The 14,059-nt window shown below is 58.4% G+C and carries 15 protein-coding genes and 1 pseudogene; 11 read left to right on the top strand and 5 right to left on the bottom strand.

The window, feature by feature from the left end:
* Window position 1: 1 nt before the first annotated feature.
* Window positions 2-943 (bottom strand): YgfZ/GcvT domain-containing protein, encoded by a 942-nt coding sequence (locus tag ACIQVE_RS10250; protein ID WP_402807502.1) that lies wholly within the window; start codon window positions 941-943, stop codon window positions 2-4.
* A gap of 150 nt (window positions 944-1,093) precedes the next feature.
* On the opposite strand from ACIQVE_RS10250, the gene ACIQVE_RS10245 reads away from it, so the two are divergent.
* Entirely contained in the window at window positions 1,094-1,348 is a 255-nt protein-coding gene (locus ACIQVE_RS10245) for a succinate dehydrogenase assembly factor 2 (RefSeq protein ID WP_402807500.1), read from the top strand.
* Window positions 1,332-1,784 (top strand): protein YgfX, encoded by a 453-nt coding sequence (locus ACIQVE_RS10240; RefSeq protein ID WP_402807498.1) that lies wholly within the window; start codon window positions 1,332-1,334, stop codon window positions 1,782-1,784. The genes ACIQVE_RS10245 and ACIQVE_RS10240 overlap by 17 nt, the downstream gene beginning before the upstream one ends.
* On the opposite strand, the gene nadB is transcribed toward ACIQVE_RS10240, so the two are convergent.
* Window positions 1,753-3,369: an L-aspartate oxidase gene (gene nadB, locus ACIQVE_RS10235; protein ID WP_402807496.1), complete on the bottom strand. Its 1,617-nt coding sequence runs from the start codon at window positions 3,367-3,369 to the stop codon at window positions 1,753-1,755. The genes ACIQVE_RS10240 and nadB overlap by 32 nt on opposite strands.
* 552 nt (window positions 3,370-3,921) lie before the next feature.
* Between nadB and rpoE the strand changes: the two genes are divergently transcribed.
* The 4 genes from rpoE (at window position 3,922) to ACIQVE_RS10215 (ending at window position 7,733) form a co-directional block, all read left to right on the top strand.
* On the top strand, window positions 3,922-4,503 hold the full coding sequence (gene rpoE / locus ACIQVE_RS10230; RefSeq protein WP_003172477.1) for an RNA polymerase sigma factor RpoE: 582 nt from the start codon (window positions 3,922-3,924) through the stop codon (window positions 4,501-4,503).
* Between the two features lie 30 nt (window positions 4,504-4,533).
* Window positions 4,534-5,121, top strand: coding sequence for a sigma-E factor negative regulatory protein (locus ACIQVE_RS10225; protein ID WP_064388462.1), 588 nt, complete (start codon window positions 4,534-4,536; stop codon window positions 5,119-5,121).
* A gap of 8 nt (window positions 5,122-5,129) precedes the next feature.
* A complete protein-coding gene (locus ACIQVE_RS10220) occupies window positions 5,130-6,095 on the top strand; it encodes a MucB/RseB C-terminal domain-containing protein (protein ID WP_402807491.1) in 966 nt (321 codons plus the stop codon).
* Window positions 6,096-6,302: 207 nt separating this feature from the next.
* Window positions 6,303-7,733 (top strand): DegQ family serine endoprotease, encoded by a 1,431-nt coding sequence (locus ACIQVE_RS10215; protein WP_402807489.1) that lies wholly within the window; start codon window positions 6,303-6,305, stop codon window positions 7,731-7,733.
* 81 nt (window positions 7,734-7,814) lie between these two features.
* Here the strand turns inward: ACIQVE_RS10215 and ACIQVE_RS10210 are convergent, their stop codons facing one another.
* The gene (locus ACIQVE_RS10210) at window positions 7,815-9,248 is read right to left on the bottom strand and encodes a M48 family metalloprotease (RefSeq protein WP_402807486.1); all 1,434 of its coding nucleotides are present in this window, start codon (window positions 9,246-9,248) and stop codon (window positions 7,815-7,817) included.
* Window positions 9,249-9,347: 99 nt separating this feature from the next.
* On the opposite strand from ACIQVE_RS10210, the gene ACIQVE_RS10205 reads away from it, so the two are divergent.
* Window positions 9,348-9,587 (top strand): sulfurtransferase TusA family protein, encoded by a 240-nt coding sequence (locus ACIQVE_RS10205; RefSeq protein WP_402807484.1) that lies wholly within the window; start codon window positions 9,348-9,350, stop codon window positions 9,585-9,587.
* 23 nt (window positions 9,588-9,610) lie between these two features.
* A pseudogene (locus tag ACIQVE_RS10200) lies at window positions 9,611-9,748 on the top strand (hypothetical protein); the annotation flags it as partial.
* A gap of 128 nt (window positions 9,749-9,876) precedes the next feature.
* Here the strand turns inward: ACIQVE_RS10200 and ACIQVE_RS10195 are convergent.
* Entirely contained in the window at window positions 9,877-10,350 is a 474-nt protein-coding gene (locus ACIQVE_RS10195) for a peroxiredoxin (protein ID WP_402807482.1), read from the bottom strand.
* Between the two features lie 10 nt (window positions 10,351-10,360).
* On the bottom strand, window positions 10,361-10,921 hold the full coding sequence (locus ACIQVE_RS10190) for a glycine cleavage system protein R (RefSeq protein ID WP_095187707.1): 561 nt from the start codon (window positions 10,919-10,921) through the stop codon (window positions 10,361-10,363).
* Between the two features lie 338 nt (window positions 10,922-11,259).
* On the opposite strand from ACIQVE_RS10190, the gene dapA reads away from it, so the two are divergent.
* From dapA to ACIQVE_RS10175, 3 genes are read left to right on the top strand one after another with little or no spacing between them, the layout of a single operon-like run.
* Window positions 11,260-12,138 (top strand): 4-hydroxy-tetrahydrodipicolinate synthase, encoded by an 879-nt coding sequence (gene dapA, locus ACIQVE_RS10185; protein WP_402807480.1) that lies wholly within the window; start codon window positions 11,260-11,262, stop codon window positions 12,136-12,138.
* 17 nt (window positions 12,139-12,155) lie between these two features.
* A complete protein-coding gene (gene bamC / locus ACIQVE_RS10180) occupies window positions 12,156-13,271 on the top strand; it encodes an outer membrane protein assembly factor BamC (RefSeq protein WP_402807477.1) in 1,116 nt (371 codons plus the stop codon).
* A 4-nt stretch (window positions 13,272-13,275) separates the two neighbouring features.
* On the top strand, window positions 13,276-14,037 hold the full coding sequence (locus tag ACIQVE_RS10175) for an MBL fold metallo-hydrolase (RefSeq protein ID WP_042558077.1): 762 nt from the start codon (window positions 13,276-13,278) through the stop codon (window positions 14,035-14,037).
* Window positions 14,038-14,059 lie beyond the last annotated feature (22 nt).

The following is a 14,059-nucleotide window of genomic DNA, read 5'->3' as shown; positions in this document are numbered from 1 at the left end:
ATCAGCGCTGGATTTCGCGGTCGCGATCCAGTTCGTAGGGCAAATCGAGCAGATGCAGCGCAGGCCCTTCAAGGGTGCCCAGGTGCAGATCGCCCGCTTCTGCAGCTTCGGCCTGCAACACTGCCAGGAGTTCAATGTTTTGCCCGGCGTTGGCAGCCAGTACGACTTCGCCGATAGAACTGTTGTGGCTCGGCGCAAACAACGGCGTGCCAGGTTCCGGCAATTGCGTGGCGTCCAGGCTCAAGCGATACAGACGGCGCTTGAGTTTGCCCAGGTACTGCATACGCGCGACGATTTCCTGGCCGGTGTAGCAACCTTTCTTGAAACTCACGCCGCCGACGGCTTGCAGATTGAGCATTTGCGGGATGAACAGCTCGCGGGTGGTCGGCATGACCTGACCAATACCGGCGCGGATCTGGCCGAGCAGCCATGAGTTCAGCTCGCCTTCAGGCAGGGCGGCGGACAGCTTGGCTTTAATGGTTTCAGCCTGATCGGCCGGCACCCAGAGTTCGGCGCGGCCGGGCGAGACGCGAATCGCGATCAGGCCTTCGCTGCGTACCACGCTGTCAGTCTCGGCTGGCAAATCCAGGCCGAGGCTGGTTAGGGCTGCATCGCACTGCGCCAGACCAAAGCGCACCCAGGCGGCGCTCTCGTCGGTCAGTTTCGACTTGGAGAACACCGCGTACTTTTTCAGGTCCGCCAGTTGCGGTTCGAGCAACTCGCTGGCCATCGCCAGCACCACGCCGTCACCTTCAAGCAGAATGCGGAAACTCGACTGCATCCGGCCTTTTTGCGTGCAGCGCGCACCGAGGCTGGACGTGGTGTCGCTCAGGTAATTGATATTGCAGGTCAACTGGCCTTGCAGGAATTTGCCGGCATCCGCGCCGCGAACCGCGAGAACGCCTTCATGAGACAGGGTGCAGAAAAAAGCAGAATCGGCCATGGGTCATCGCAGGGTAAATAGACTGAGGCACATCATAAGGGCGCGTTGTTGAAATGGGTAGTTGATAAAGGATCGGTGATGCCCGACCAAAGCCGACTGTGCGACCCGCTTAGGGGCTGTATACTTGCCGCCAAATTTGAGGAGGGCTCCATGGTCGAACAAGTTGAACTGAATCGCCTCTTTTGGCACAGCCGTCGCGGCATGCTTGAGCTTGACGTGTTGCTGGTGCCATTCTCGAAGGAGGTTTACGCGACCCTGAACAAGGTGGATCGCGATCTCTATGTGCGCCTGCTGACGTGCGAGGATCAGGACATGTTCGGCTGGTTCATGGAGCGCGACGAGTCTGAAGATCCGGAGCTGCAACGCATGGTTCGCATGATCCTGGACCGTGTTCAGCCCAAGTAATACGTTCGAATGCCGCTGGCATGCCTCACGGCAGTTGCTGGCGGCGTATCTGTTGGCCCAGGCATTCGCTCTGGGCACCTTGTTTGTGCTTTCCATTCCTTTATGGGCAAGTTTGCTCGGGGCTTTCGGCTGCCTGCTTCACGGAATTTGCGTGTTGCCCCGGCAGATTTTGCTCAGTCATCCCAAGGCAATACGCGGATTGCGTCGAGACGGCGACGGTTGGCAATTGTGGAATCAGGCGGATGGCTGGCGAGCGGTGCAGCTACGACCGGACAGCCTGGCGCTGCCGCTGATCGTGGTACTGCGCTTCCGCCTGCGCGGTGAGTGGCGGGTCAGATCGATCTGCGTACCGCGCGACTCGCAGGCGGCGGATTTGCATCGACGTCTGCGAGTGCGGCTCAAGTTCAGCCGATGTAGGTGGGTGGCACCAGAATAGTGTCGAGCGCTTCGGGCAGCAGGTCCGGGTAGTCGAGGGTGTAATGCAGGCCGCGACTTTCCTTGCGTTCCATGGCTGAGCAGATCATCAGTTCCGCCACTTGAGCGAGATTTCGCAGCTCGATCAAATCGCGGCTGACTTTATAATTGCTGTAAAACTCGTCGATTTCGTCCAGCAGCAGGCGCACACGATGTTGAGCCCGTTGCAGGCGCTTGTTGGTCCGCACGATGCCAACGTAGTCCCACATGAATCGCCGCAGTTCATCCCAGTTGTGCGCGATGATCACGTCTTCATCAGAGTCGGTCACTTGGCTGGCGTCCCAGACGGGCAGGGCGCTTGGTGCTGCAACGTCATCAAGTTGCGCCAAAATGTCTGCCGCAGCAGAGCGGGCGTAGACGAAACATTCCAGCAGTGAGTTGCTGGCCATGCGGTTGGCACCGTGCAGGCCGGTGAAGCTCGTTTCGCCGATGGCGTACAAACCCGGCACATCGGTGCGGCCATTTTGATCGACCATCACGCCACCGCAAGTGTAGTGCGCGGCGGGTACGACCGGAATCGGTTGTTTGGTGATGTCGATGCCAAAGCCGAGGCAGCGCTCATAAACAGTCGGGAAGTGGCTTTTAATGAAGGCTTCGGGTTTGTGGCTGATGTCGAGATAGACGCAGTCGACGCCCAGGCGCTTCATTTCATGGTCGATCGCCCGGGCGACGATGTCACGCGGTGCCAGTTCGGCGCGCTTATCGAAGCGATACATGAAGCGTTCGCCGTTCGGCAGCTTCAAATGGGCGCCTTCACCACGCAGCGCTTCAGTGATCAGGAAACTCTTAGCCTGCGGATGATACAGGCAGGTAGGGTGAAACTGGTTGAACTCAAGGTTTGCCACCCGGCACCCCGAGCGCCAGGCCATGGCGATGCCATCACCGCAGGCGCCGTCGGGATTGCTGGTATAGAGGTAGACCTTGGCCGCGCCGCCTGAGGCCAGAATGACGAAACGCGCGCCGTAGGTGTCGACTTCGCCGGTGGCACGGTTGAGCACATAAGCACCGAGGCAGCGATCGCCCTCCATACCCAAACGTCGTTCGGTAATCAGATCGACGGCGACCCGCTGTTCCAGCAGTTCGATGTTCGAGCGTTTTTTGGCCTGGGCAAGCAATGTTTTGAAGATCGCAGCGCCGGTGGCATCAGCCGCATGGATGATGCGCCGGTGGCTGTGGCCGCCTTCGCGGGTCAGGTGGAATTCGAAACCGCCGTCTTCAGTGCCGGACTGTTCGTCGCGGGTGAACGGTACGCCTTGGTCGATCAGCCATTGGATGGCTTCGCGGCTGTGCTCGACGGTGAAGCGTACGGCGTCTTCATGGCACAGGCCGCCGCCGGCATTCAAGGTGTCATCGACGTGGGATTCGACAGTATCGGTGTCATCCAGCACGGCAGCGACACCGCCCTGGGCCCAGAAAGTCGAGCCGTTGGCGAGATCGCCCTTGCTCAATACGGCAATGCGCAAATGACCCGGCAGGGTCAGCGCAAGACTCAAACCGGCAGCACCGCTGCCAATGACCAGAACATCGTGTTGGAACTGTTGGCTCATTTCAGGATTCCGCTCAAAGCGACCCGGGTCGGGGTTGGCGCAAGACACCTGGATCGGCGAGTCAAGACAGCCACACAGCCCACTAGTATATAGAGGGGTGGGGCGGCACAATAGCCGGGCCCAGATGGCATTGTGAAACTACTGTGACGGAAAAATCCGGGTGCTTCGTCGGAAGTTTTTTTCGCCGGTTTTGGAAAAAGACGACTGTATCGGCGCTGAAACAGTCTTTTTCCGTTCAGAGTTGCCCAATGTCTAGCAGGTACGGCTATAAATAATTGGAACTTTTGCCAAAGGCCCAAGATCAATAGGCGGTGCCAGAAAAAGGGACAGTGTCGGTTTCAGTGAGGAATCTGCGGTTACTGCCGGCGAAACCGATGACAAAATTATTCGCGCAGCCGGTTTATACCGCGCTGCGTTTTTCGTGCGTGCCAAATCAGAGCCCGCAGGAAACTTGCTTGGAGGGGGAGAACTTTTGCGAAAAGCCCGAGTCTATGTTTGCAAGTCTGGTTGTTTAGTTATGCAAGTCTCCTTCGGGCCTATCGAGGAGTGTTCATGCTAACCCAGGAAGAGGATCAGCAGCTGGTCGAGCGCGTTCAACGTGGCGACAAGCGAGCTTTCGATCTGCTGGTGCTGAAATATCAGCACAAAATTCTCGGGTTGATCGTGCGTTTTGTGCACGACACCCATGAAGCCCAGGACGTGGCTCAGGAAGCCTTTATCAAGGCGTATCGAGCACTTGGAAACTTTCGCGGCGACAGTGCGTTTTATACGTGGCTGTACCGTATTGCCATTAACACGGCAAAGAATTACCTCGTTTCACGCGGTCGTCGGCCGCCGGATAGCGATGTAAGTTCTGAGGATGCAGAGTTCTACGATGGCGATCACGGCCTCAAGGATCTCGAGTCACCAGAACGAGCACTGTTACGGGATGAGATCGAAGGCACCGTCCATCGAACCATTCAGCAACTGCCAGAGGATTTGCGTACGGCTTTAACTTTACGTGAATTCGATGGTCTGAGTTACGAAGACATTGCGAGTGTCATGCAGTGTCCGGTGGGTACCGTGCGCTCTCGGATTTTCCGCGCCCGGGAGGCCATCGATAAAGCCCTGCAGCCGTTGTTGCAGGAAAACTGAGACAGCGGCGACAGCCAAGAGAGGAACGCCATGAGTCGTGAAGCCCTGCAGGAATCGCTGTCCGCAGTGATGGATAACGAAGCGGACGAACTGGAATTGCGTCGAGTGATCAATGCACTGGACGACGTCGAAACCCGTGAGACCTGGGCTCGTTACCAGATCGCTCGGGCAGCCATGCACAAGGATCTGCTGCTGCCACGTCTGGATATCGCTGCGGCAGTGTCTGCTGCGCTGGAAGACGAAACGGCTCCGGCCAAAGTATCTCGCAGCCCATGGCGCAACCTTGGCCGTCTGGCTGTTGCAGCCTCGGTGACTGTTGCCGTTCTTGCCGGTGTTCGCCTGTACAACCAGGACGAAATTGCGGGTGTTGAACTGGCGCAGCAATCCAACCAGCCAACCCTGGCCACTCCACAGGTCAAAGGTCCGGCTGTTCTGGCAGGCTATAGTGAGAGTTCCGAAGCCACTGGCCCTATGGCCAACGGCGTATTGCAAGGTCAACCAGGCTGGCATGATCAGCGTTTGCCAGGCTACCTGCGCCAGCATGCTCAGCAAGCTGCGCTCAAAGGTACTGAAAGCGCGCTGCCATATGCGCGTGCAGCAAGCCTGGAAAACCGTTAAGGAGGATCATGCGCGCCATACCTGTACTTTCGCTTCTGCTGAGTGGCTGGTTTGTTGTTCCAGCCCACGCCGACGAGGCCCAGGACTGGTTGACCCGTCTGGGCCAGGCCGAGCAGCAGCAAAGCTTTCACGGTACTTTCGTTTACGAGCGTAACGGTAGTTTTTCTACCCATAACATCTGGCATCGTGTCCAGAATGGTCAGGTCCGCGAGCGTTTACTTCAGCTCGACGGTTCGGCACAGGAAGTCGTGCGCATTGATGGGCATACTCAATGCGTCAGCGGCACCCTGATAGCAGGATTGGGAGATTCTCCGAACGCTGCCGCTCGTCCTCTCGATCCCAAAAAGCTGAAAAACTGGTATGACCTTGCCGTCATTGGCAAGTCGCGCGTGGCTGGTCGTGACGCAGTGATCGTATCGCTGACGCCTCGTGATCAGCACCGTTACGGTTTTGAATTGCACTTGGACAAGAAGACCGGTTTGCCACTGAAGTCGCTGCTGTTGAACGACAAGGGGCAACTGCTCGAACGGTTCCAATTCACCAGCCTCGATACTGACGATGTCCCGACGGACAAAGACTTGCTGGCTAATGCCGACTGCAAGCCTATTAACCTCGACAGTAATAAGGCATCTGCCGTAAAGACCAATCAGCTCTGGCATTCGGACTGGCTACCGCCGGGTTTCGAACTGACCAGCAGCTCGTCGCACAAAGACACGCAAACAAAGTCTCAGGTTAATAGCCTGATGTACGACGATGGTCTGGCGCGTTTTTCGGTTTTTCTTGAGCCTTTGAACGGCGCTACCGTTACCGACACCCGGACCCAATTGGGCCCAACTGTGGCGGTTTCCCGACGCCTGACTACGCCAGAAGGCGAGATGATGGTGACGGTTGTCGGCGAGATTCCGATTGGCACCGCCGAACGAATCGCGCTGTCGATGCGCAATACAGATGTCTCTGCAACCAACACGCAGTGAGCTGATTTCAGTCATTCCCACTTCGTCGTCGAGACGTAGAAATGTTTGCTGAGCATTTTCATTTGCAAATACCCCAAAAGTTTTTTATAGGTCAGAGCCTCACGGCTCTGGCCTTGTTTGTTGTTCCCGGAACAAAAATGCCGGCCAGTGGTTGCCGGTGTTCCTTGCTCCATATCGCTTAACCCTGCTCGTCGTAACGGGAGCTGTATGTCGATACCTAGCTTGAAGTCTTATCTCTCCATTTTCGCCACCGTGCTTGTGCTCGGTCAGGCGATCCCTGCTGCGCAAGCGGCCGACCTGCCTGATTTCACCCAACTGGTCGAACAAGCTTCGCCTGCCGTAGTGAACATCAGTACCACGCAGAAACTGCCGGATCGCAAAGTGAACCAGCAGATGCCCGACCTTGAAGGCTTGCCGCCAATGCTGCGCGAGTTCTTCGAACGCGGTATGCCGCCTCAGCAGCGTTCGCCGCGTGGCGATCGTCAGCGTGAAGCGCAGTCGCTGGGTTCGGGTTTCATCATTTCCCCGGATGGTTACATCCTGACCAATAACCACGTGATTGCCGATGCTGATGAGATTCTCGTCCGTCTGGCTGATCGCAGCGAGATGAAAGCCAAACTGGTCGGCACCGATCCGCGTTCCGACGTGGCACTGCTGAAAATCGAAGGCAAGGATCTGCCGGTACTCAAGCTCGGCAAGTCCCAGGATTTGAAAGCTGGCCAGTGGGTGGTCGCAATCGGTTCGCCATTCGGCTTTGACCACACCGTTACCCAGGGCATCGTCAGCGCTGTTGGCCGCAGCCTGCCGAACGAGAACTACGTGCCGTTCATCCAGACCGACGTGCCGATCAACCCGGGTAACTCGGGTGGTCCGCTGTTCAACCTGAACGGTGAAGTGGTCGGGATCAACTCGCAGATCTATACCCGTTCCGGCGGCTTCATGGGCGTGTCGTTCGCGATCCCTATCGATGTGGCGATGGATGTTTCCAATCAGTTGAAGAGCGGTGGCAAGGTCAGCCGCGGTTGGCTGGGCGTGGTCATCCAGGAAGTGAACAAGGATCTGGCCGAATCGTTCGGTCTGGATAAACCGGCCGGTGCGTTGGTTGCGCAGATTCAGGATGACGGTCCGGCTGCGAAGGGCGGTCTGCAAGTGGGCGACGTAATTCTGAGCATGAACGGTCAACCGATCGTCATGTCTGCCGATTTGCCGCATCTGGTTGGCGCACTGAAGTCTGGCGCGAAAGCCAATCTGGAAGTGATTCGTGAAGGTAAGCGCAAAAACGTCGAGCTGACCGTTGGAGCGATCCCGGACGAAGACAAAGAACTGGATGCGCTGTCGAAGTCCGGCGCTGAAATCAGCAGCAACCGCCTCGGCGTTGCTGTGGCCGAGCTGACTGCTGAACAGAAGAAAACCTACGACCTCAAAGGTGGCGTGGTCATCAAGGAAGTGCAGGACGGTCCTGCTGCCCTGATCGGTCTGCAACCCGGTGATGTCATCACTCACCTGAACAATCAGGCCATCGGCTCCACCAAGGAGTTCGCCGATATCGCCAAGGCGCTGCCGAAGAACCGTTCGGTGTCGATGCGCGTTCTGCGTCAAGGTCGTGCGAGCTTCATCACCTTCAAGCTGGCTGAATAATCCGGATTGAGCGGTAAATAAAAAACCGCCTCGAATGAGGCGGTTTTTTTATGCCTGAAGCTTTTACATGGGGAGGAAGCCTTAGCCCATCATGTCCTTGACCATGCGCTCTTGCTCCATCAGCTCACGCTGACGGGCATCGATCCGCGACGACAGGGGGAAGTTGCTGCCAGCCTTGCGCTTGGCGAAGTCGAGTTGCTGAATCGCCTGACGATAATCGCCGACCAGTGCAAAGTATTCGGCACGAGCCTGGTGCAGGCCGATGATGTTGCCGGACAAACCACGGGTTTCGGCGACCTGATACCAGACATCCGGATCGTCCGGGCGAGTCTTGAGCAATGCCTCCAGCGCTTTTTCGGCATCTGCCGCGCGGTTCTGCTTGAGCAGAAGATCGACGCGAACCTGATTCAGCGGATAGTTGCCGGGGTATTGCGTGAGCATTCGCTCAACCCGCGACTGGGCATCTGGCAGGCGATTGTTGGTGATGTCCAGGTCGACCTGGGCGAGGTTGTAGATGATCTCGTTCGGGGCCTTGGCCAGCAACTGCTTGAGGTTTTCCCGAGCCTCGTTCAACTGGCCGCCCTTGATCTGTGCGATGGCCAGACCATAGCGGGCCACATCGTTTTGCGGGTTCTCGTCCAGTTGCGCACGGAAACGCTTGGCACCCAGCCCAGGTGTTTCTTCGTAGATCAACTGCACGCGTGCGCGTATCAACTGATAGCGCTTGGTGTCTTCGATGCCGCCGGGCTTGGCCTGTTCGGCACGGTTGCGGGTGTCGGCGATCCGCGATTCGGTCACCGGGTGAGTCAGGAGGAATTCCGGTGGCTTGGCGTCGAAGCGATACTGGCGCATCAAACGCTCGAACATGGTCGGCATCGAGCGCGGATCGTACCCGGCCTTTTCCAGATTGAGAATGCCGATGCGGTCGGCTTCCTGTTCGTTCTGGCGGGAGAAGGTTCGTTGCGCCTGAATGGCTGCAGCCTGGGTGCCAGCAATGGCCGCGATCCCAGCGTCACCGCCGCCGGCAGCTGCGATGACGATACCGGCCAGCAGCGCGGCCATCATTGGCACCTGCATGCGCTGCGAAGCTTCGACGCCGCGCGCAAAGTGGCGCTGCGACAGGTGAGCCAGTTCGTGAGCCAGCACCGAAGCGTATTCGCCCTCGGTCTGTGCATTGAGGAACAAGCCACCGTTGACTCCGACCACGCCGCCCGGTGCCGCGAAGGCGTTGAGCTGCGGGCTGTTGATCAGGATGAACTCCAGACGTCGGTCGCTGACCTGGCTGGTCTCCACCAGTTTGTACACGCTGGATTCGACGTAGTCTTTGAGTTGCGGATCATTGAGTTGTGAAACCTGGCTGCGCAACATGGCCAACCAGGCGCGACCGAGCTGGTATTCCTGTTGTGGCGAGACAATGGCAGAACTGGCGTCGCCGAGTGACGGCAGATCGTCGGCAAAGCCCGGTGAGGCGAGCAGGCAAGCGAGCGTCAGCAGGGTAGGGCGCAGAAAAGTCATGCACAAAGCCTTAGAAGACAAAGACCTTACTGTAGCCGGACACCGGGCCTGCGACCAGATATTCTAGGCCGCTCGACTGACCTGATCCGGAGTGACGCAATGACTGACGCTGTAGCCCATGACGCAGAACTGGACGCCAGTGGCCTGAATTGCCCGTTGCCGTTGCTCAAGGCAAAAATGGAGCTCAACAAGCTTCAAAGCGGCGCGGTGCTCAAGGTGATTGCCACCGATGCGGGCTCCCAGCGCGACTTTCGCACCTTTGCCAAGTTAGCCGGTCATACGCTGCTGCGCGAAGAAGACGATGCGGGCGTCTACCGTTACTGGTTGAAAAAAGCCTGACGCCGACAGCGTAAAAAAACCTGTTGCTGGTCGGTTTTTCAGTGGTGGTGCCGTATGTCGGTGCGGTAGTGGTGACCGTGCCGGTGCTGCTGATTGCGCTGTTCAAGGCAGTGCTGGATGCCTGGCCACGCAAGGAACCGGTGGTGGCGCCGCTGCTTTAAATGCAATTTTTGGTGTGAGGCTTATGGTCTCATCGCTGGCAAGCCAGCTCCCACAGGGTTCCAGGTGCATACAAATCTGTGGGAGCTGGCTTGCCAGCGATGGCGCCAATGAACGCGCCGCAGAAATATCAGGCTTTATTCAGCGCTTCAGCAGCAGCCAAAACAGCATCCACATGCCCCGGCACTTTCACGCCGCGCCATTCCTGACGCAGCACGCCATCCTTATCAATCAGGAAAGTGCTGCGATCAACGCCCAGGTATTCCTTGCCGTACAGCTTCTTCAGCTTGATCACGTCGAACAACTGGCAGACGGCTTCGTCCTTGTCGCTGATCAGCTCGAAAGGAAACTCCTGCTTGCACTTGAAGTTCTCGTGGGACTTCAGGCTGTCGCGGGAGATGCCGAAGATTTCTGTGTTGGCAGCCCTGAACGCCGCGTACTGATCGCGAAAACCCTGGCCTTCAGTGGTGCAGCCCGGGGTGCTGTCCTTCGGATAGAAGTAGATCACCACTTGCTTGCCCTTCAGGGCAGACAAGCTGACGGTTTGCCCACTGGTGGCAGGTGCTTCGAAATCCGCAACCGGTTGGTCGATGACAACGGCCATGAAAGCTTCCTTACATTGGGTTCTGTGGGCGCCAAGGTTCGATCAGCGCGTCCAGGTTCATCGCGTCGGCGAAGTCCAGGAACTGGTCACGCAGCCAACTGATCTGGGTGCCGGCCGGCAGGGTCACGGTGAATGTGGCGTTGAGCATTGTGCCGCCGGTCTGTGGTGCCTGATATGTGTCGCACGTCAGGTTTTCCAGTTCTACGTTGTGATCCATGAAGAACTGGCACAGCTCATTGATGATGTCCGGACGATACGCCGAGCTGACGTAAGCCACGTATGGCAGCGCCTGCGGACGATTTTCCAGCGGTGCGCTGCGCACCACGTTGACGGTAAAGGCGTGCTTCTTGGCCAGACCTGACAGGCTGCCTTCCAGACGCGCGAGGGCGTCCCAACTGCCAGAGATCTCGAGAATCAGCGCACTGCACTCGCCGTGGCGGGTCAGGCGGGAAGTGACCACGGCGCAGCGATTTTCATGGCTGGCGCGGCACAGGACGTTAGTCAGCTCCATGGGGTTGGCGCCGAGGGCACTGATGACAAGGAATTGTTCGCGAACTGTGGGGGTGGACATGCAGCATTCCTAAAGCGATGAGCGGTCGGTAGGTTTACGGGCGTTGTTCGCCGCAGAGTGCCCGTGTGCCCATTAAGGCTGTCCGTTCAGAAAGCCCCGGCAAGCGCTCGCGGCTCGCTCCACTGTAACGGGAGCGCGTCGATGTGACGCTGAAACGGGGCCTGGGAGGCCGAAAAGGGAGGCTGAAACCCGGCGTACAAGCTGATCAGTACCGATCAAAGTCTGAAGGGTAGCGAAAAGCGACGCCAAGGGGAATGGCGGCAGCGCAGTACTTTGCTTGTGCAAGCATCTTGGCGCCAGTACCATTACCGCTCTCTTTTTCCGGCAGGAGCGGTTTCATGATTGCGGGCAGTATGGTGGCACTGGTCACTCCCATGGATGCACAAGGGCGTCTTGACTGGGACAGCCTCAGCAAACTCGTGGACTTCCACCTCAAGAACGGCACCCATGCCATTGTCGCGGTCGGTACTACCGGCGAGTCGGCGACCCTTGATGTAGAAGAACACATCGCCGTCATCAAAGCCGTGGTCAAACAGGTTGCAGGCCGTATTCCGGTCATCGCCGGCACCGGCGCCAACTCGACTCGCGAAGCCGTCGAGCTGACCCGCAACGCCAAAGAAGCCGGCGCCGATGCCTGTCTGCTGGTTGTTCCTTACTACAACAAGCCGACTCAGGAAGGCTTGTATCAGCACTTCAAGCACATCGCTGAATCGGTCGACATCCCACAGATTCTCTACAACGTTCCTGGCCGCACGTCTTGCGACATGCAGGCCGAGACCGTGATTCGCCTGTCCACCGTGCCGAACATCATCGGCATCAAGGAAGCCACCGGCGACCTGGTTCGTGCAAAAGCGATCATCGATGGCGTGAGCAAGGATTTCATCGTGCTGTCCGGCGATGATCCGACCGCAGTCGAGCTGATCCTGATGGGCGGCAAGGGCAACATCTCGGTTACCGCCAACATCGCTCCGCGCGAAATGGCTGATCTGTGCGAGGCCGCGCTCAAGGGCGACGCCGAGACCGCACGGGCCATCAACGAAAAACTGATGCCGCTGCACAAAGACCTGTTCATCGAAGCCAACCCGATTCCGGTGAAGTGGGCTTTGGTTGAAATGGGCCTGATGCACGAAGGCATCCGCCTGCCACTTACCTGGCTCAGCACACCTTGTCATGAAACGCTCCGCTCGGCCCTGCGCCAGTGCAGCGTCCTGGTTTAATTGAGGAAGTACAACGCATGAAGCGAATGGCCGGACTTTCCGCACTTGCCTTGATTATCTCCAGCACCAGCGGCTGCGGATGGGTCTGGGGGCCGGAAGGTTATTTCCGCGACCGTGGTAGCGATTACCTGCAAGCGCAACAGACTGCACCGATGCAACTGCCAGCGGATGTCAGCACGTCCAAGCGTCTGGATCCGCTGTTGCCAATCCCGCGCAACGTCGCTGACGACACCGCCAAGGGCGAGTACGTGGTTCCGCGTCCTCAGCCGTTGTCGGCCGTCGCCGATGCCAGCGACTACTCGCTGCAGAAGAGTGGCGATACCCGCTGGGTCGTGGCCCAGCATCCACCGGCCGAAGTCTGGCCAGTGGCTGTGCAGTTCTTCCAGGACAACGGTTTCCGTCTGGATGAACAGCGTCCGCAAACCGGCGAATTCACCACCACCTGGCAGCATTCCGACGAACTGTCCGCCGCCATGGCCAAGCGCCTGAGCGCGGCCGGTATCGCCAGCGACAGCGAAACCCGCGTTCGTGTGCGGATCGAGCCGGGCGTGCAGCGCAACACCAGTGAAATCTACGTGGTTAGCGCCGAGCGTCCTGCCGGCAGCACCGCCGACGTGGCCTTCACCAACCGCTCGGTCAACACTGGCCTGGACGCCGCTCTGGTCGACGACATGCTCGCGAGCATGAGCCGTATCTCCGAGAAGGGTGGTTCGGTGTCGATGCTGGCTTCGCGTGATTTCGATACCCCGAGCCGCGTCAGCCTCAGCGAAGACGGCAGCGGCAACCCGGTGTTGAACGTCGGTAACGATCTGGACCGTGCATGGTCGAGCGTTGGTCGCGCACTGGAACAAGGCGAATGGCGCGTTGAAGACATCAACCGCAGCCTGGGCCTGTACTACATCAACCTGGCCGAAAAAGCCGAGAAGAAAGACGACAAGCCTGGTTTCTTCAGCAGCCTGTTCGGCAGTGCGCCGAGCAAGGAAGAAGTTGAAGCCCGTGCCGAGCGTTATCAGGTTCGCCTGAGCAAGGTTGGCGAGAACATCCAGGTCACCGTCGAGAAAAACATCAACACCGTTGCGCCGGCTGAAGTGGCGCGCAAAGTGTTGAGCGTGATTCAGGACAATCTGGGCTGATCTCATGCGTTTTGCCGTTCTCGGCAGCGGTAGCCAAGGGAACGGCACGCTGATCGCCAGTGCTGATACGTATGTGCTGGTGGATTGTGGTTTTTCCCTGCGGGAAACCGAAAAACGCTTGTTGCGCCTGGGTGTAAACCCGGCGCAACTGAGCGCGATACTCGTAACCCACGAACATGCCGACCACGTGCATGGCGTGGGTTTACTGTCTCGGCGCTACAATCTGCCGGTCTACCTCAGCCGCGGCACGCTGCGCGGGATGCGCAAACCGATTGAACCCGCAGGCTTTCTGGCCGGCGGCGAGCAACTGCAGATCGGTGCACTGAACATCGGGGTCATTGCCGTGGCCCATGATGCTCAGGAACCGACCCAGTATGTATTCAGTGACATCGAGCAGCGGCGCTTCGGCCTGCTGACCGACCTGGGTTCCTACTGCGAGCGGGTGCTGGAGGGTTATCGGGATCTCGATGCGTTGATGATCGAATCCAACCATTGCCGTGACATGCTGGCCCGTGGTCACTACCCGTACTTTCTCAAGCAACGGGTGGGCGGCGAGCTGGGACATTTGAACAACCATCAGGCGGCATTCCTGGTGTCCGAGCTGGGCTGGCAGGGGCTGCAACATCTGGTCCTGGCTCACCTGAGCAGCAAGAACAACTTGCCGCAGCTGGCCCGACAATGTTTTGTCGACACCCTTGGGTGCGACCCGGACTGGCTGCAACTGGCCGATCAAGATTCAGGGCTCGACTGGCGCCACATCGCCTAGCCCACCTACTTAGCAAGCGGAG

The organism is Pseudomonas sp. NPDC098747 (assembly GCF_044760045.1).
Lineage (GTDB): Bacteria > Pseudomonadota > Gammaproteobacteria > Pseudomonadales > Pseudomonadaceae > Aquipseudomonas.
Note: the sequence above shows the minus strand (reverse complement) of the source record. Positions and strands in the feature narration are given on the sequence as shown.